The organism is Desulfobacter hydrogenophilus (assembly GCF_004319545.1).
Taxonomy (GTDB): Bacteria; Desulfobacterota; Desulfobacteria; order Desulfobacterales; family Desulfobacteraceae; genus Desulfobacter; species Desulfobacter hydrogenophilus.
In genome coordinates this window covers 631,134-647,880 of the sequence record NZ_CP036313.1, presented here as the reverse complement: position 1 = coordinate 647,880, position 16,747 = coordinate 631,134, and the positions used below count along the sequence as shown (strand labels likewise).

19 protein-coding genes are annotated in these 16,747 nt (G+C 48.4%); 14 read left to right on the top strand and 5 right to left on the bottom strand.

Features of this window, described 5'->3' with window-relative positions:
• Positions 1–23 precede the first annotated feature (23 nt).
• Positions 24–899 carry an MBL fold metallo-hydrolase gene (locus EYB58_RS02790; RefSeq protein ID WP_207309118.1) on the top strand — a complete coding sequence of 292 codons (876 nt, stop codon included), beginning with the start codon at positions 24–26 and terminating at the stop codon, positions 897–899.
• 25 nt (positions 900–924) lie between these two features.
• Positions 925–1,995 (top strand): redox-regulated ATPase YchF, encoded by a 1,071-nt coding sequence (gene ychF, locus EYB58_RS02785; protein WP_111955483.1) that lies wholly within the window; start codon positions 925–927, stop codon positions 1,993–1,995.
• Positions 1,996–2,051: 56 nt separating this feature from the next.
• On the opposite strand, the gene EYB58_RS02780 is transcribed toward ychF, so the two are convergent.
• From EYB58_RS02780 to pyrR, 3 genes are read right to left on the bottom strand one after another with little or no spacing between them, the layout of a single operon-like run.
• Entirely contained in the window at positions 2,052–2,456 is a 405-nt protein-coding gene (locus tag EYB58_RS02780; protein WP_111955481.1) for a hypothetical protein, read from the bottom strand.
• Between the two features lie 3 nt (positions 2,457–2,459).
• Complete coding sequence (locus tag EYB58_RS02775; protein ID WP_111955479.1) at positions 2,460–2,963, bottom strand: MogA/MoaB family molybdenum cofactor biosynthesis protein; 504 nt, start codon at positions 2,961–2,963, stop codon at positions 2,460–2,462.
• A complete protein-coding gene (gene pyrR, locus EYB58_RS02770; RefSeq protein WP_111955477.1) occupies positions 2,960–3,502 on the bottom strand; it encodes a bifunctional pyr operon transcriptional regulator/uracil phosphoribosyltransferase PyrR in 543 nt (180 codons plus the stop codon). Before pyrR ends, EYB58_RS02775 begins: the two co-directional genes overlap by 4 nt.
• A gap of 186 nt (positions 3,503–3,688) precedes the next feature.
• Here pyrR and mobA point away from each other — a divergent pair, with 186 nt between their 5' ends.
• From mobA to mltA, 5 genes are all read left to right on the top strand, one after another.
• Positions 3,689–4,330, top strand: a complete 642-nt coding sequence (gene mobA / locus EYB58_RS02765; protein ID WP_111955475.1) for a molybdenum cofactor guanylyltransferase — start codon at positions 3,689–3,691, stop codon at positions 4,328–4,330.
• Between the two features lie 176 nt (positions 4,331–4,506).
• Positions 4,507–4,866 carry a molybdenum cofactor biosynthesis protein MoaE gene (locus EYB58_RS02760; protein ID WP_111955473.1) on the top strand — a complete coding sequence of 120 codons (360 nt, stop codon included), beginning with the start codon at positions 4,507–4,509 and terminating at the stop codon, positions 4,864–4,866.
• 27 nt (positions 4,867–4,893) lie between these two features.
• On the top strand, positions 4,894–5,382 hold the full coding sequence (gene moaC, locus EYB58_RS02755; protein ID WP_111955471.1) for a cyclic pyranopterin monophosphate synthase MoaC: 489 nt from the start codon (positions 4,894–4,896) through the stop codon (positions 5,380–5,382).
• Positions 5,379–6,584 carry a DNA recombination protein RmuC gene (locus EYB58_RS02750; protein ID WP_242637529.1) on the top strand — a complete coding sequence of 402 codons (1,206 nt, stop codon included), beginning with the start codon at positions 5,379–5,381 and terminating at the stop codon, positions 6,582–6,584. The genes moaC and EYB58_RS02750 overlap by 4 nt, the downstream gene beginning before the upstream one ends.
• Positions 6,577–7,797 (top strand): murein transglycosylase A, encoded by a 1,221-nt coding sequence (gene mltA / locus EYB58_RS02745; protein ID WP_242637528.1) that lies wholly within the window; start codon positions 6,577–6,579, stop codon positions 7,795–7,797. The genes EYB58_RS02750 and mltA overlap by 8 nt, the downstream gene beginning before the upstream one ends.
• Here the strand turns inward: mltA and EYB58_RS02740 are convergent.
• Complete coding sequence (locus EYB58_RS02740) at positions 7,794–8,042, bottom strand: cytoplasmic protein (protein WP_111955469.1); 249 nt, start codon at positions 8,040–8,042, stop codon at positions 7,794–7,796. The two genes, mltA and EYB58_RS02740, sit on opposite strands and share 4 nt — an antisense overlap.
• Before the next feature lie 411 nt (positions 8,043–8,453).
• On the opposite strand from EYB58_RS02740, the gene EYB58_RS02735 reads away from it, so the two are divergent.
• The 7 genes from EYB58_RS02735 (at position 8,454) to EYB58_RS02705 (ending at position 15,897) form a co-directional block, all read left to right on the top strand.
• A complete protein-coding gene (locus EYB58_RS02735; protein WP_111955467.1) occupies positions 8,454–10,442 on the top strand; it encodes a methyl-accepting chemotaxis protein in 1,989 nt (662 codons plus the stop codon).
• Between the two features lie 223 nt (positions 10,443–10,665).
• Entirely contained in the window at positions 10,666–10,986 is a 321-nt protein-coding gene (locus tag EYB58_RS02730) for an Hpt domain-containing protein (RefSeq protein WP_111955465.1), read from the top strand.
• Position 10,987: 1 nt separating this feature from the next.
• On the top strand, positions 10,988–12,103 hold the full coding sequence (locus tag EYB58_RS02725; RefSeq protein ID WP_111955463.1) for a PP2C family protein-serine/threonine phosphatase: 1,116 nt from the start codon (positions 10,988–10,990) through the stop codon (positions 12,101–12,103).
• A complete protein-coding gene (locus EYB58_RS02720) occupies positions 12,103–12,546 on the top strand; it encodes an ATP-binding protein (protein ID WP_111955461.1) in 444 nt (147 codons plus the stop codon). The genes EYB58_RS02725 and EYB58_RS02720 overlap by 1 nt, the downstream gene beginning before the upstream one ends.
• A 106-nt stretch (positions 12,547–12,652) precedes the next feature.
• Positions 12,653–13,300 carry a phosphate signaling complex protein PhoU gene (gene phoU, locus EYB58_RS02715; protein WP_111955459.1) on the top strand — a complete coding sequence of 216 codons (648 nt, stop codon included), beginning with the start codon at positions 12,653–12,655 and terminating at the stop codon, positions 13,298–13,300.
• Positions 13,301–13,332: 32 nt separating this feature from the next.
• Complete coding sequence (locus tag EYB58_RS02710; protein ID WP_111955457.1) at positions 13,333–14,022, top strand: response regulator; 690 nt, start codon at positions 13,333–13,335, stop codon at positions 14,020–14,022.
• Between the two features lie 60 nt (positions 14,023–14,082).
• Positions 14,083–15,897, top strand: coding sequence for a sensor histidine kinase (locus EYB58_RS02705; RefSeq protein ID WP_111955455.1), 1,815 nt, complete (start codon positions 14,083–14,085; stop codon positions 15,895–15,897).
• Here EYB58_RS02705 and EYB58_RS02700 read toward each other — a convergent pair.
• The gene (locus tag EYB58_RS02700) at positions 15,892–16,737 is read right to left on the bottom strand and encodes an amidohydrolase family protein (protein ID WP_111955453.1); all 846 of its coding nucleotides are present in this window, start codon (positions 16,735–16,737) and stop codon (positions 15,892–15,894) included. The genes EYB58_RS02705 and EYB58_RS02700 overlap by 6 nt on opposite strands.
• Positions 16,738–16,747 lie beyond the last annotated feature (10 nt).

Here is a 16,747-nt window from a genome sequence, read left to right as displayed (position 1 = left end):
TCAACGACCCAAAGGGAGTTCTCATGATGCAGGAAACTTCATTTATTGTTATCCGGGGCAACAGTATGCGCCTGGACGGCGGCACCATGTTCGGCAACGCCCCTAAGGCTCTGTGGCAGAAATGGATCCCGGCAGATGAAAGGGGCATGATTGATATTGCTTCAAACTGTCTGCTGGTAAAAAGCGGGAATCACAATCTCTTATTTGAGACTGGGTGCGGCGCATATCTCTCCCCTGACATGAAAGCGCGCTTTGCCGTTAAAGAAGAAACGCATATATTAATGCAATCCCTGGCAGAACAGGGATTAAGTGATGCAGACATCAGTCATGTCGTTCTGTCTCATCTTCATTTTGACCATGCCGGCGGGCTTTTAAGCGCCTGGGAACCGGACCGGGAACCGGACCTGCTTTTCCCCAATGCCCTTTTTGTGGTGGGAGAGGAAAATTTTAAGCGATCCCAATCCCCCCATCACCGTGACCGGGCTTCATTTATTCCGGGCCTTCCTGAAAAGCTGCAGGCCACAGGGCGTCTTGTGCTCAAGCGGGGGGGAGACCGTCTGGTTGTGGGGGGGCTGACCATTGAATTTTTCCAAAGCCAGGGACACACCCCGGGGATGCTGGTCCCCTGGATTCAGGCCCAAACCGGTTCCGTTATTTATACCGCCGATCTTATCCCGGGATTGCCCTGGGTAAACCTGCCCATCACCATGGGATATGACCGGTTTGCCGAAGGGCTGGTGGACGAGAAAAAACAGATGCTGGAGCGGGCCGTTGACGAAAATGCCCTGTTGGTTTTCCCCCATGACCCGACCCATGTAGCTGCCCGCGTTGAGTGCGATCCCGTGAAAAAAAGGGTGATGCCGTCAAAGGTCTTTGAAACTTTAAATATAACGCTTTAGATTTAAAAAAGGACAAACATAAAAGATGAAGGTAGGCATTATCGGGCTTCCCCAGACAGGGAAGAAAACATTGTTTCAGATTTTGACCGGAAACGAGATTACGGATCCGGCCAAGGCATTTAACCCTGTGCCGGGCACCGCCGACATTCTGGATTCCCGGTTTGACCGGTTAGTGGAGATGTATGCCCCCAAAAAAGAGACCAAGGCGCGTCTTGATCTGGTGCTTTTGCCCAAAATGGAGGCTGAAACCATTTCCAAGGGAGATATATTTAAAGAGATCTCCGACATGGATGCGATTTGCCATGTGGTCCGGGCTTTTGAAGATGAGGCGGTATACCATGCCGAAGGCAGTGTGGATGCCCTGCGGGATTTTGACATGGTTAACTCCGAGCTTGTGATGCACGATCAGATTTTTGTGGAAAAGCGCATTGAGCGCCTCTCTGCCATGGTCAAGAAAATCAAGGATGAAGATCAGAAAAAAGAACTGGTCCTTATGGAGAAGATGCTGGCTCACCTGGAACAGGAACTGCCGCTTCGTCTGCTTGAGTTATCCGAGGATGAGGAAAAACTGATCCGGTCCTACCCCTTTATCACGTTGAAAAAACTGGTGGTCGCGGTTAACGTGGGCGAAGATGATCTTGGCAATACAGATATTCTGGATGCGTTTAAAGACAGCTGCGATGCCCTGGCCATAGAAGCGATGCTGGTATCGGCCAAGGTGGAGGCGGAAATCGCCATGCTGGACAGTGCTGAGGAAAAACAGGAGTTCCTTGAGGATTTGGGGATTACGTCCACAGCCCTGGAAACGTTGACCGCCCTTTGCCTGAAATCCTTGAACCTTATTTCGTTTTTCACCGTTGGCGAAGATGAGGTCCGGCAGTGGCTGGTGAGAAAAGAAGCCAAGGCCCCCACAGCTGCAGGTGTCATCCATTCCGACCTTGAGCGCGGGTTTATCCGGGCCGAGGTGTTCAAGTATGACGAACTGATGGAACTTGGCTCTGAAGCAGAGCTGAAAAAGAACGGCAAGTTCTATGTTGAGGGCAAGGATTACGTGGTCCAGGACGGGGATATTTTAAATATCCGCTTTTCGGTGTAAATTATCCGGGGACAAGATTCTTTTTTTCAAAAACAATCTTGTCCCCGGATACGTTTCTATTCCGGGGCGTTGCTGTGTGCCTCGGTAATTTTCTCTTTCAAATTCGCCATTTCCTGCTCATCATATTCATACAAGTCAAAGCAGCATGCGTCTTCGCCCAGAAGCCCTTCGGGTACGTGGTCTCCTTCCTCCTGGGGATCGGTGACTAAGTCTGCGTAAAAACAGACAGACAGCCAACGGTCATCAGGGTCATCATCAATGACATCCACCATGGCAAACAGCGGGCGTTTGGTCTGGGCCGTATGTTTGGGACGAAAGGAGTAGCTTACCCCGGGCCGGCTGACAAATTCAAGGGAGATGTCGGACAGGGAATTTATGTGCTCCACAAGCTCGGTAAATGCCTTGCGGGTCTGGTTGTCATTATCTTTCCAGTCATTTAATAACGCGTCAAGTTCTTTCATAATTTATTCCTTTGCATGTTTAATCAAATGTCCAAGTTCCGGGAAAATCAGATTGCTGCAGGCCAGTTTGCAGGCGTTAAGGCTGCCGGGCATGCAGAATACGGCTGTGCCTTTTATAAAGCCTGCCGTGGCCCGGGACAAAATGGCGGCAGAGTCAATCTGTTCAAAACTGAGCTGGGCAAATACCGGCCCAAAGGCTGTCAGCTCCTTGTCAAACAGGGGCCGGACCGCCTCTATGGTGACATCTTTGGGACTGACGCCCGTACCGCCGGTCATGATGACGGCATGGGGGGCGATGCGCTCGATAATATGCCCAAGCGCATCGGTGATTGCATTTGCATCATCCGGTATCACCTGGTGAATTACCACTTCATGCCCCTCTTTTTTTGCCTGTTTTTTTATCCATAAACCGCTTTTGTCATTTTCAAAAGTCCGGGTGGAGGACATGGATAATACGGCAATTTTGAGGTGCTTAGGCAAAGATGTCCGATGGGAGTGGGCGCTCATGAAAATCTTAGCTCCCTGTAAACGCAGTCCTCTTTGTCCTGTTCAAGGACATGGACATGGATCATGTCGTCTGGTTCCGTGTCCGCAAAAATACCCTGGTAATCTGCCTGGATGGGCAGCTCCCTGTGACCTCTGTCCACCAGGATGGCAAGCTCAATGCGGGCAGGTCTGCCAAAATCCATCAACGCCTCCATGGCAGCCCGGATGGTCCTTCCGGTGAACAGCACGTCATCCACCAAAATAATCTCTTTGTCATCCACGGAGAAGGGGATGTTCGACGGTCTTACCGTGGGCTGGTGGCTGATTTTTGTCCAGTCGTCCCGGTACATGTTGATATCCATGGACCCCACAGGCGGTGTTGTGCCTTCAATGGCTGCTATCTGCTCTGCCAGGCGTTTTGCAAGAAAATCCCCCCGGGTTTGAATCCCCACTAGGGCCAGGTTTTTTATCCCTTTATGTTTTTCAATGATTTCGTAGGCAATGCGGGTGATGATGCGTTTGTAATCCTGATCATTGAGAATGCTCTTTTTTTTTGTCATGGTATGCCTTTTTACTGTTCGGGTATGCCCTAAAAGTTTTTTCTACCATCTTTTTTTTCGCACGGCAACACCTTGATTTCTTATCCGGGTTCATATAATCAACAAATGTATAAAGGATATCATCTTTTAAATCTCAGGTAAGAAATATACCAATTAGAAAATATTAAAGCAGAAGGCATTAAAGGCATGGAAAAAATAGACTGCACGGGGGTGATCCTGGCCGGCGGCTGCAACAGCAGATTACCCGGCATAAACAAAGCATTTCAAAAGGTTGGGGCAAATACCATGCTGGCCCGGACCCATGCCCTGTTTTCCATGATGTTTAAGGAAGTGATTCTGGTGGTTAATGATCCGGCACTTTTCTTGGATATCGACGCCTTGGTTGTAACGGATATTGATCCATCCCAATGCGCGTTGGCAGGGCTTCATGCCGGTCTGTTCCATGCTTGTTTTGACTGGAGCTGTGTAACGGCCTGTGACGTTCCCTTTGTTAATGAGAAGATTATCCGCTACCTTCTTGCGCAACGGAGTCCCGGCAAGCAGATTATCATACCCAGGACCTGGGAGGGGTTAGAACCCTTGTCTGCCCTGTATCATAAATCCTGCCTGCCAAGAATTGAGACCAATCTTAAAAAAAAGGTCTTTATGGTGAAAAAATTTTTCAAGCCTGAGCGGGTCAAACAGATCCCACCCCAAACGCTTGAAGCCCTGGACCCGGATTTGCGTTTTAAGTTTAATGTGAACACGCCTGCCGATCTTGAAACCGCCAGGGAGATGGCCCAGGTTCCAGACCCGGGGCATGGGTGGGGACAAAGAGAAGACATATAATTCGATGATTAAGTTTTTGTTAATTTGCCCAACTTCGGCGTTGGAAACAATTTTTAATTCTCAAAATATGTTGTATCTTAACCTCCGGTTAAAAATTGTTTCCGCCTTGAATTTGAATAAATTTCCTAAAAACTCGATGATCGAGTATAAAAATTTAAGATAGATAAGGAGGACCCATGGATTTGCCTGCAATGATAAACCAGATGAAAAATCACCCGGATTTTTCCAAAGCCGGAATGGTGCTTTACCATAACGGGGTGGTCCGGGACAGTTCCCGGGACGGCCGGCCTGTATCGGGCCTGACTTTAACCGTAGACCAGGAAAAATTGGATCGGATTATAAACCAGACCAGGGCCATGCCCGGTATTGTGGAAGTGCTGGTGCATATCAATTCGGATGCGCCGCTGATGGTGGGCGATGATGTGATGTTTCTGGCCGTGGCAGGCGATATTCGGGAACATGTGATTGAGGCCTTAACCTATGCCTTGAACCGGATAAAAACAGAAGCCACAGCCAAAACCCAGGTGTTTGTCTGATTGGGTTGGGCCTTTAAAGGAGTTGATGTGAACGAATTTACCCATGTTGACGGCCAGGGCCGTGTGAGAATGGTGGATGTGGGGCAAAAATCTCCCACAAAACGTGTTGCTGTGGCAAAGGGGACGGTTTTCATGTCCACGCAAACCCTGACAGCCATTGTCGATGAAAAGGTAAAAAAGGGGAATGTGCTGGAAACAGCACGCATTGCAGGAATCATGGCGGCCAAGCAGACCTGGTCCTTGATTCCCATGTGTCATCCGCTGAACATTACCCATGCCCGGGTGGATTTTTTTAGTGATAAGGAAAACAGTTGTATTCACATTGAGGCACAAGTGTCTCTGACCGAAAAGACAGGGGTGGAGATGGAAGCCATGACTGCGGTCAGTATTGCGGCCCTGACCATTTATGATATGTGCAAGGCCTATGACAAAGGCATGGAAATTTCCAATATTCATCTGGCCTTTAAATCCGGTGGAAAAAGCGGGACGTATACAGCACCTGAAACATTCTTATGATTGATTTTGTTCACATGGCCATGCGCACGGATAATCTGGCATTTTTAGGGGCCGGGTTTGTGTTTGGCCTGTTAACGGCCCTGGTCCTTGCTAAACTGGTTATGCATTTTTTTTCAGGTCGGTTCAAGGCGTTATCCGATAAGGCGCTTTATGAAAATTCCCGGCAGTTCATGGACATGGCCCAGTCTCATTTCAATGGTTATGTCCAGCAAGCCCATCAGGATTTCAAGGGCAAAGAGGAGGCCTTTACCCGGGCTGTTGACCCGGTGCACCGCATGCTGGACCGGTATGAACAGCGGCTTGGAACCATGGAAAAAGATAGAAGCCAGGCCTTTGGCGCCATCAGCCAGTATTTGTCGGATATGGCAAAAACCCAGCACCAGCTTGCCAAAGAAACCGATAATCTGGTTAAAGCGTTGCGGGTGCCCCATGTCCGGGGCCGATGGGGGGAAGTGACCCTGAAACGGGCCGTGGAACTGGCTGGTATGGTCGACCATTGTGATTTTATAGAGCAGGCGGTGCAGGGAGCCGGCAAGGGCTCGCTCCGTCCGGATATGGTGGTGAAACTGCCCGGTAACCGTCAGGTGGTGGTGGATGCCAAGGTGCCGCTCATGGCCTATCTGGATGCCCTGGAAACAACAGATGAGCAGGCGCAGAAAGAACGACTTGATGGTCATGCCCGCCAGGTGATGGCTCACATTGTCCAGTTGGGATCAAAAAATTATGCGGCCGCCTTTAGCCCAAGCCCCGAGTTTGTGGTTCTGTTTATCCCTGGAGAAAATTTTTTTTCGGCTGCCCTTGCAGCCCGGCCCGATCTTATTGAAAAAGGCATGGCCCACGGCGTAATTCTGGCCACGCCCACTACGCTGATTGCTCTGCTTAAAACCGTGGCCTATGTGTGGCTGCAGCAGGCAGGTTATGAAAACGCCCGGGCCATCCGGGAACTTGGCCTGGAACTTTTTGAGCGGCTGTCCACCATGGCTGGACACATGAACCGTCTGGGAAAGGATATTGAGCGCACCGCCACCACTTTTAACCGCACCGTGGGTGCCATGGAAAAAAGGGTGCTGGTTTCGGCCCGGAAATTTGAGAATTTGGGCGTTTCCAGCGATAGCCTGCCGGGTTGTGAACCTGTGCCTGAAGCGACTGCAACCCTTAAGCGGATGACGGAAACGCGTTCGGAAGATGTGATTAATGAATAGCTTTGAACAAAGATTTGTTCCGTTTTTTCTGTTGCTGATACTGATTCTTGCCGGGACCTTTGGGTGCCGGAGTCAAAAGAAAATGGAACAGCCCCGGGAAAATCCGTTGGTGAAGGTGGCTGAGTCAGATCTGCCCGAATTTATGGACACCTTGTTCCTGCAAGATCTTGGGGTCTCCATTGACCAGAGCCTTGTCTATTTTAAACGGGTGCCGGCAACCCGGACTTATGATTATGGCCCGGACGTTTACACGGCCGCCCATATGATCTTATCCCTTGAAACGTTTAAAGCGTTTTTTGGCACCCAACCGTCGGCCAAAGATTTGAACCGGTTTATCCGGGAAAATTATACGGTGTATAAAAGTGTGGGCGGCCCAAGTAAAGATGTGCTTTTCACCGGTTATTTTGAACCCACCTATCCGGGCAGTCGCATCCCGGGGCCGGAATATCCATGGCCGGTTTACCCCATGCCCGATGATTTGTTCCAGATTGATCTGTCGGCGTTCTCCGATGCATATAAAGGGCACAAACGGCTCATGGCCCGTGTTGATCCAAAGTCCCGCAGGGTTAAACCCTACTACACCCGGGAGCAGATCAACAATCAGTCGGATTTTTCACAAAAAGCCCGGCCCGTGGTTTGGCTGACCAATCGTATTGACCGGTTTTTTCTGGAGATTCAAGGATCGGGCAGGGTGGCTCTTCCCCATGGAGAGATTTTGCGCCTGCACTATGCCGGGGTGAATGGTCGCAGATACAGTGCTGTGGGAAAATATCTCATTGATAAAAATGAAGTGCCAAGGGAGAAGATGTCCATGCAGGCGATTCGGAAATGGCTTACTGCCCATCCGGACCGTATGGATGAGGTGCTGTTTACCAATGACAGCTTTGTGTTTTTCAAGGAAGGCAAGGGCGGCCCTTTTGGTTGCATCAATGTCGCCGTAACGCCTGTGCGCTCCATTGCCACGGACACCAAACTTTTTCCCAAAGGCGGACTGGCCTTTATCCAGACGGCGCTACCGGCTTCCGTGGGTCAGCCCAAAGAGGAATGGCCCAGGGCGTCTTTGTTTGTGCTCAACCAGGATACCGGGGGGGCCATCAAGGGACCGGGCCGGGTGGATTTGTTTTGCGGACCTGGTGACTGGGCGAATTACACTGCCGGTCACATGGTGGCCAGGGGGCAACTCTATTTTTTGGTGCTCACCCCAAAAAATTAACGGTCTTTTAAAAACAGGCCGTGATACTCGTCTTCGGAAATGTGTTTTTTTAAGTATGTGTTGACCCAATTATAGATCTCTTCAAGTTCCTGGTCGGACAGTCTTGGTAGAAGGGTTTTCATAAAGGCGTCTTCACTGAATTTTTGCAGATAGAACATGATGGTCTCTTCATCGTTTGCCCGGTCCATGCCAAAGGCTGCAATGCCTTTATATTTTTGGATAAACTGGTGAGTATCTTTTTTCATAGGTTTTCAATTGTGTTGGGTTTAATAAAACTGGATCATCGAGTAAAAGGTATTCAGTCCGAATAACACCGTTTTTAAAGGTAAAGGTCAACCTGTTTTTTATTATTATATTTTTTTTATGTCAAAAGATAGAACACTTGCGAACCGCCGTCTGTTGCGAATCAAAAATCGGTATGCCTGGCCGGTACGTGCCGTTTTGTTAGGAGGAAGTGGCTGTCGTCTTCTATCAGATTGACGATATTGTCGTTTTCGTTTGTTGTCTGCGAAGCTATAGTATATAATAATTCGCTAAATGAGATCAAATTATATCGTTTATGTTCGTGGCAGACCTTTCGCGTTATGTGAATACCGCATGCATCTAAAATCGTAAAAAACAAGATGAATCTCTAAAAAAGGGGGAGAATTAGAAAAATGACATTAAAAACAAAATTAATCGTTGGCGGCGTGGTGGCGGCAATTCTGCCATTGGTTGTCGTGGGGTTATTTTCGATAATCAAATCTTCCGGCGCACTGGTCAGCATTGCCAAGGGACAGGCAACGCTCACAGCACAAAATCTTGCAACTATGGTAGACCTTTCCATGAAACAGGAAGTTGAGAAAGCCGAAGCCATGGCCTCGGCTCCCTCTATTCAGGCAATAGCCAAAAGATCGGGAAATGGAGACGTCCAGGAGGCCTCGCCCGAGTTGGCCGCTGCCGACGCGTATTTGGCCACAGCTTATAAAAAGATCGGAGAAAATTATGAGTTCTTTTTTGTAACGGATTCATCAGGTCGGATTATAGCTGACAGTGATTCCGGCAAATACAGTCAACAAAATTTGAATCTGTCAAGCAGAAAATATTTCCAGGCCGCTAAATCGGGCACAAGTATCATAGGGGACCCTGTTGTTTCAAAGGCCAGCGGGCTGCCCATCGTTGTTGTTGCTGTTCCTTTAAAAGCCGGATCCGGTTCTTTTGCCGGGATTCTGGGCATAATAGTAAAACTGACAGCTTTATCTGATAAAATCACACAGGTAAAAATGGGGGAGAGCGGCTATCCTTTTGTAGTGGGTAAAGACGGCCTTTTTCTCGCTCATCCTGTAAAGGATTATATTTTCAAACTCAATATTTCCACGCTTAAGGGGATGGAGGAAATTTCAAGAAGATCATTGGCTCAGGAAGCAGGTGTTGAAAAATATCGTTTCAAGGGCATTGATAAGATTGCCGGTTTCGCACCCGTACCCGCCACAGGCTGGAGCCTTGTGGTCACCCAGGATGAATCGGAGTTTTTAGCCCCTGTGGTTTCTATCCGGAACATGGTTCTTGTCGTCGGTGTCATCTTCCTGGTTCTGACCGTCCTGGCTGTATTGTGGTTTGTTAAAGGCATCATGGCGCAGCTGGGCCATGATCCGTCTGAAATTGCCACGGTGGCCAACCGGATTGCTGCAGGAGACTTGACCTATGAATTCCCAACTACCGGCAAACCGCTCACCGGGGTGTATGGCAGTATGCAGCATATGACGGACAATTTGAAAAATATGTTTAAGGACATTTCCCAGGGTATTCATACCTTGACTTCTTCTTCCACGGAGCTGTCCGCTGTGTCCCAGCAGATGACGTCAGGCGCCGAGCAATCGTCCCAAAAGGCGAATAATGTTTCTTCGGCTGCAGAAGAGATGGCAACGGCGATGAACAGTGTGGCCGCTGCCACAGAACAGACTAGCGCCAATCTTCAGATGATTGTCGCTGCTGCAGAAGAGATGTCTGCAACGATCAACGAGATTTCATCAAATACCGCAAAGGGAAGCCAGACAACCAGCCAGGCTGTTGAAAAAGCCGAACATATTTCCAAGAAAGTGGGTGATCTAGGCCGGGCTGCTGCTGAGATAAGTAAAGTGACCGAAGTCATAGCCGATATTTCCGAACAGACAAACCTTTTGGCACTGAATGCAACCATAGAGGCCGCAAGAGCCGGCGAGGCCGGCAAGGGGTTTGCTGTCGTGGCTGGTGAAATTAAAGAACTTGCAAAGCAGACAGCCCAAGCGACTGAGGAAATCGGGTCAAAAATTGGTGAAGTACAGTCAACAACCACGGAATCTGTCAACGCGATAAAGGAAATCGTTAAAATTATTGACGATGTCAATTCCATTGTTTCATCGGTTGCCGCAGCCATTGAAGAGCAGTCTGCCACAACCCAGGAAATTTCCAATAATGTCAGCCAGGCAGCCACCGGTGTTCAGGAAGTCAATGAAAATGTGAACCAGACGTCAGCCGTAGCCGGAGAGGTGACTGAGGATGTCCATCATGTCAGCCGGTCTGCAGAAGAGATTATGGCCGGAAGCGTACATATCAATGAGAGTGCTTTGGAATTATCTAAACTGTCGGAAGATCTTAACGAGATGGTCGGCAGGTTTAAGCTGTAAATTAATCATCGCGTGTAAACATTTGTCGCGGGTCTGCCGGCTTTTGGTCGGCAGGCCTTATTGTAGACCGCCTCACAGGTGTCGACCCGGCAATCGCAGGAGAAAAATATGGAGAAACCGTCTATGAATAATAATTGGCCACATTCTTTACAAGAATGTTTCTATCTCCTATAATTTTGCAGTTTATAGTGCTTCACCTAACAGCATAATTGCAGGTAATCTCATGGATTTTCGTAATATTGAGTCGTTTATAGGCGTTGATACAAATGAAGCCGAAGAACTAGGTCGTCTTTTGGCCGATACCCTGGCATCTGATCTGGAAAAAATCCGCTGTGGTCTCCGGGATAGTGATGCCCAATCCATTAGCTTTGTGGCGCATTCCATAAAGGGCGCATCCGGGAATCTGGGATTTGAACGACTTTCTCAGTTGGCTGCGGCTATGGAAATCCGTACCCGGGGCGGTCGGCTTGACGGTTTGGAGAATTTGATTTTGGAAATGCAGTGCCTTTTAGAACAACTTGAAGGCAGTCTATCAGGAAAGTAATATGGCGGACGCATATTCCATACTTGTGGTTGATGACAACCAGGTGAATCTTAAGCTCATTGAAAAAGTGTTGAGCAAGGAGGGGTATGTTGCCCTTTTGGCGTCCAACGGCCCTGATGCCAGGCGTATAGCCGCTCAAGAACATCCGGATCTTATTCTGCTGGATATTGAGATGCCCGGTGAAGACGGGTTTGAAGTGATTAAGAAGCTTAAAAATGATGCGGCCACCGTCATCATCCCCGTGCTCTTTTTAACGGGTGTCTCCGATGTGGATGTCAAGCTGAAGGGGTTTGAACTCGGGGCCGTGGATTATATAGTCAAGCCCTTTCATCCCCAGGAGGTTCTGGCCCGGGTACGTATTCATCTTAAACTTTCCATTGCCACCAACTCCCTGGTGCAAAATCAGGCCAGAAAGCTGCGTCAGGTAACCCAGGCCCAGAACGCCATGCTGCCCAGGCCCGAAGATTTTCCCGATGCCGGATTCAGTGTTTTTTATCGGCCCCTGGAAGAGGCCGGCGGGGATTTTTATGATATTTTAAACATTTCAAATCAGATCACTGGATATTTTCTGGCGGATTCCTCGGGGCATGACATTGGCACCTCGTACATAACTGCATCTGTTAAGGCCCTTCTGGCCCAGAACTGTAACTTGGTGTATTCGCCGATAGAAAGCATGAGAATGATCAATGACGTGCTTGTGGAAATTCTGTCCAGGGAAAAATATCTCACCGCATGCTACATGCACCTGAATCGCGGCACCAGGATCATGACCCTGGTGAATGCAGGTCACCCCCCTGTGATTTACATGCCCAAGGGTAAAAAACCTTTTCTTATCAAAGGCCAGGGAGACATTCTGGGCATGTTTGCCGATGCTACCTTTGGCATAAAAAAAATTGCAGTGAATGAAGGGGATCGATTTTTTATCTACTCTGATGGCCTGGTGGAATCCACAAAAAAGAAAATATCATGGGTGGCAGGGGTGAAAGGGCTTTTATACATTCTTGGGGAAGTGGGTAAAATGAAACTTTCCGATGTGCCGAGTAAACTTATTTCCCGCCTTTTTAACGGCGAGCCCATACCCGAGGATGATATCGTTTTTTTATGCATTGAGGTGTGATGATGCCCGAAATTCTGGATGTTTATGAGATCAAAGAGGAAAAAGATCGTGTCCTCATACGATTTTCTTCCACCATGGGACATATTGATACGGCCTGTGCCGCAGTGCTTCTTTTCCTTCGATCCAAGGGACCCAAGTTTTTCCCCCATTTGTTTGCCGTGAATTTAGGCATGCGCGAGGCCATGGCAAATGCCGTGCGCCATGGGAATAAATACGATTTGGGCAAGTTTGTTTCCATGGAAATGGATATAAGCCGGTATCCGTGGCTTCGTATAAAGATTTCCGACCAGGGGCCGGGTTTTGAATGGAGGCAAGTTCAGGATCAGGTGGTGCCTGATGAAGCTGATCATGGCAGGGGCATAAGTATCATGCGAACCTATTTTGATCGTTTAAGTTATAATGAAAAAGGTAATATCCTCTATCTTGAAAAACAGATCTTGTAATAAATTAATTCCTAGTTAATACAATTCTAACTCATTCCTAACGATTTCAGGGTAAAAAACTAACATTGATTATCCTTGAAATTTTATAAAACGATGAAGGACATTTATGACAAACCCGCTTACCCGGGCCATGCACAAGATCAAAAAGGAGATTTTATCCCTTGGTGCCATGGTGGAAGACCGGTTCAAAAAAACCATATATGCCGTCAAGACAAACGATCTTGCGCAGGCCATCCAGATTATTGAAACCGATTACCTGGTGGATGCCCAGGAGGTTGAGGTCGAAGAGGAATGCCTGAAAACCCTTGCCCTGTATCATCCTGTGGCAACTGACCTGAGATTGATTACCGCTGTGATCAAGATTAACAATGACCTTGAACGGATTGCCGACTATGCCGCGAACATTGCCCGGCGGTTTAAGATAAGCGGCCGGAATTCAAATTCTTTTCAATATGACTATACCGCCATGGCCGAACAGGCGGCAAAAATGCTCAAACTCAGTTTGGATGCCCTTGTCAGCCTGGATGGCAATCTTGCATATAAAGTCCGGGAAATGGATGAGGAGGTCAATACCATGCGCAATGAGGCCTATAATGTCATGAAAGATGCCATACGCAAGAATCCGGAAAAGGTTGAGGAAATTATCAATATGTATCTTATTTCAAGGCATATTGAACGGGTGGGCGATCACACTAAAAATATTGCAGAGGAAGTCATCTACCTGATAGAAGGCGAGATTATCCGTCATTCTTAAATTTTAACACTAACGTAACACGGAAATAAAAAATGTCCAAAGAGACCATATTGATTGTTGATGATGAGGAAGATATTCTTGAACTGATAAAATTTAATCTCAAGGGCGAGGGCTACAATATACTGCAGGCCATGACCGGGGAGGAGGCCATTAAAATTGCCAAAAAGTCCGGCCCTGATCTCATGGTGCTGGATCTTATGCTGCCCGGAATTGACGGGCTTGAAGTCACCAGGTATTTGAAAAATAACGATGCCACCACGGATATTCCCATTGTGATGCTCACGGCTAAGGGTGAGGAATCCGACATTATCACCGGTCTGGAACTTGGGGCCAATGATTACATATCCAAGCCTTTCAGCCCAAGGGAGCTTACTGCAAGGATTCGCGCCATTCTGCGTCGCCGCCGGAAAAGCGCCCCTGAGTCGCCGGTTCGTGTTCGTCGGGAAGGGGATATGGTCATTGACCGGGCCAAACACCGGGTCACCATTGAAGATAAAATTATTGAACTGACCTTGTCTGAATTTGAACTGCTCTCTTTTCTGGCAGAGAAAAAGGGCTGGGTGTTTACCCGGGGGCAGATCGTGGATGCCATTCACGGTGAAAATTATGCGGTGACCGAGCGCAGCATTGATGTCATTATTGTCGGCTTGCGTAAAAAGTTGGGTGCCTATTCATCCTGTATTGAAACCGTCCGGGGCGTGGGATATCGTTTTAAGGAATAGGGCGAACCCATTTTCTGCCCTTTGACCACATAAACAAAAAGAATTGGGCAATACATCTCCATGTATCGTAAAAAAACGAAGCTGATTTGGCGGATTTTTTCATCATTTCTGGTTATTATCCTTTTGTCTCTGACCGTGGAAGCCTGGTATTCCACCAGCTATTTCAAAAGCTTTTTTCTTGAAACCAGCCGGCGTGAACTCATGGTCAGGGCGTCGCTGATGCAGGATCGGTTTGCCCGTGCCCTCTATGTGGATGGCTTGTCGCCACAGCACATTGATGCCCTGTGCAAAAATCTGGGGAAAAAAATTGAGACCCGCATTACGGTTATTCTGCATTCAGGCGATGTAATCGGTGACTCCTTTGCCAGGGTGGAGACCATGGAAAATCACAGGGACCGGCCTGAAATTAAGACAGCATTTTCCGGTGAAAAGAGTATGGCCGTACGCTACAGTCCCACCCTTGATAAAAATATGATGTATATTGCCCTTCCGGTTATTTACAGCCGGTCTGACTCTGCTGTGATCCGGACGGCTGTCTCCATTTCGGATATCGACACCAAGGTTGAGAGTATGCGCAATTCAATTGCCCTGGTTCTGATTTTGACCACCATGGCTGCGGCTCTGGCAAGCTTATATGTTTCAAGGCGTATTACAAAGCCCGTGGAGCAGATGCGTCAAGGGGCCCAGGCGTTTTCCAAGGGCAACCTGACCAGCCGACTGTCCTATCCGGATACCGAAGAGCTGTCCCAATTGGCCGGAGCTATGAATTTTATGGCCTCGGAACTTAATAAAAAGATCATGGATGTCAGAAACCGAAGCCGGGAGCTTGAAGCGGTCCACACAAGTATGGAGGAGGGGGTCATCGCCATTGACGGCCAGGAGCAGATCATTACCATTAATAAGGCTGCTGCTAAAATATTTGATTTCTCGCCGGAAACGCTGAAAACAAAGCATGTGCTTGAGGTCGCCAGAAATTATGATTTGCAGGTATTCATTAAAAAAGCCCTTGCCACCGGAGAACCTGTGGAAGATGATATTGTCATTGATGCAGATGAGCGCATGGTGCTTAATATCCATTCCACAGCCTTGTATGACACCCATGACAAACGTATGGGCACCCTGATCATTTTTCGTGACATCACCCGGATACGACTTCTTGAAACCATGCACAAGGATTTTGCGGCAAATGTTTCCCACGAATTAAAAACCCCTTTAACCACAATCAAAGGGTTTATTGAAACTTTGTTGCAGATGACCGCGGACAGTGCCGGTGCGCCGGACCAGGCGTCGGTAGCCCAGTACAGCCGGTTTTTGGGGATCATTGAAAAAAACGTTAACCGCATGGTCCGCCTGATTGATGACCTTCTGGCCCTTTCAAGATTGGAGCGTCTTAAGGGAACCGATATTCAGCTTGAGACCCACCCCCTGGCCGGTTTGATCCAAAAGGTCGTTAGGTTCTGCGCGGACAGAGCTCAGTCCCGGGGGATAACCATGGACGTCCACTGCCCGGATGCCATTGCCGGTATGGTGGATCCCATGCTCATGGAGCAGGCGGTGTTTAATTTGGTGGACAATGCCATAAAGTACAGCGGTGAGGGGACATGCATTACCATTAATGCAGAATTCAAAGACGGCAATATAGAAATTCAGGTTAAAGATTCGGGCCAGGGCATTGATGCGGCCCACCTGCCAAAAGTATTCAACCGGTTTTACCGGGTGGATAAGGGCCGAAGCCGGGACCAGGGAGGCACAGGGCTTGGCTTGGCCATTGTCAAACATATTGTCCAGTACCACAACGGCCGCATTGAGGTGGAAAGTCGGCGCGGCAAGGGGACTTGTTTCACCATCACCCTTCCCGGGGCCACAGAATCATAAGTCCGGGTACAGGGCCCGGGCATTTTCTCCAAGCACCATCCTTTTTTGTTCCAACGTCAGTTGTGACTGGTCAATATCCCTATAATACCTGTCAGGGGTAAGCAGGGGATAATCCGTGCCAAACAGAATTTTTTCCAGGACCCCGGCCTTGAGCGCCATATCGTAGATTTGTGGGTCATAAAGAAATACGGACGCAGCCGTATCATACCAGATATTTTTAAGCCGTTCTTTCATCTGTTTTTTCATGATGTGATAAAAAAAGATACCGCCGCCCCAGTGAGCCAGAATGATTTTGTTGTCTGAAAAGGTTCGGGCCAGATTATCAATCTGCTCAAGAGTCACAGGGGTTTTTCCCGGATAGTGGTGGCCCAAAGGTTCATTGGTATGGATCATACACGGTAAATTACCCTTGCCTTTGAGAACGTCCATCACAGGTTGCATAAGCCGGAGGGCACTATCATCAATGCCGGACAGATAAAAGGCCAGTTCCCCCACCCCGGAAAGCCCTGCATCAATACAGCGTTCAGCTTCTTTTGCCGCACCGTCCCAGGACAGATCAAAACAGGCCAGACCCCGCAACCGCTTCGGGTGGGCGGTGACCGCCTCAATTATCGCATCATTATTCTTTTTTGTGTAGTCGGGATTGCGCCATGGAAATCCTGAAAGAATGGAGATATCCACCTCATGTTGATCCATGGTGTCTATCAGTTGAGACACCGTTGCAATTTTTGACTTTGGGGAATTATATAAAAGCGTAAATTCAGGTTCGTTGTCAAAGAACGGGGTCCTGTCATCTGCAACTTCCCGGGAAAAAAGGTGGGTATGAGAATCGATAATCACAGCATAACCT

Excerpts from the sequence above, each read along its gene's own strand:
- EYB58_RS02730 (WP_111955465.1), top strand. The coding sequence starts at position 10,666 with ATGGATTTTCGTAATATTGAGTCGTTTATAGGCGTTGATACAAATGAA.
- ychF (WP_111955483.1), top strand. The coding sequence starts at position 925 with ATGAAGGTAGGCATTATCGGGCTTCCCCAGACAGGGAAGAAAACATTG.
- EYB58_RS02710 (WP_111955457.1), top strand. The coding sequence starts at position 13,333 with ATGTCCAAAGAGACCATATTGATTGTTGATGATGAGGAAGATATTCTT.
- mltA (WP_242637528.1), top strand. The coding sequence starts at position 6,577 with ATGAATAGCTTTGAACAAAGATTTGTTCCGTTTTTTCTGTTGCTGATA.
- EYB58_RS02780 (WP_111955481.1), bottom strand. The coding sequence starts at position 2,456 with ATGAAAGAACTTGACGCGTTATTAAATGACTGGAAAGATAATGACAAC.
- EYB58_RS02740 (WP_111955469.1), bottom strand. The coding sequence starts at position 8,042 with ATGAAAAAAGATACTCACCAGTTTATCCAAAAATATAAAGGCATTGCA.
- EYB58_RS02725 (WP_111955463.1), top strand. The coding sequence starts at position 10,988 with ATGGCGGACGCATATTCCATACTTGTGGTTGATGACAACCAGGTGAAT.
- EYB58_RS02750 (WP_242637529.1), top strand. The coding sequence starts at position 5,379 with ATGATTGATTTTGTTCACATGGCCATGCGCACGGATAATCTGGCATTT.
- phoU (WP_111955459.1), top strand. The coding sequence starts at position 12,653 with ATGACAAACCCGCTTACCCGGGCCATGCACAAGATCAAAAAGGAGATT.
- EYB58_RS02735 (WP_111955467.1), top strand. The coding sequence starts at position 8,454 with ATGACATTAAAAACAAAATTAATCGTTGGCGGCGTGGTGGCGGCAATT.
- EYB58_RS02720 (WP_111955461.1), top strand. The coding sequence starts at position 12,103 with ATGATGCCCGAAATTCTGGATGTTTATGAGATCAAAGAGGAAAAAGAT.
- EYB58_RS02760 (WP_111955473.1), top strand. The coding sequence starts at position 4,507 with ATGGATTTGCCTGCAATGATAAACCAGATGAAAAATCACCCGGATTTT.
- EYB58_RS02790 (WP_207309118.1), top strand. The coding sequence starts at position 24 with ATGATGCAGGAAACTTCATTTATTGTTATCCGGGGCAACAGTATGCGC.
- EYB58_RS02705 (WP_111955455.1), top strand. The coding sequence starts at position 14,083 with ATGTATCGTAAAAAAACGAAGCTGATTTGGCGGATTTTTTCATCATTT.
- mobA (WP_111955475.1), top strand. The coding sequence starts at position 3,689 with ATGGAAAAAATAGACTGCACGGGGGTGATCCTGGCCGGCGGCTGCAAC.
- EYB58_RS02775 (WP_111955479.1), bottom strand. The coding sequence starts at position 2,963 with ATGAGCGCCCACTCCCATCGGACATCTTTGCCTAAGCACCTCAAAATT.
- pyrR (WP_111955477.1), bottom strand. The coding sequence starts at position 3,502 with ATGACAAAAAAAAAGAGCATTCTCAATGATCAGGATTACAAACGCATC.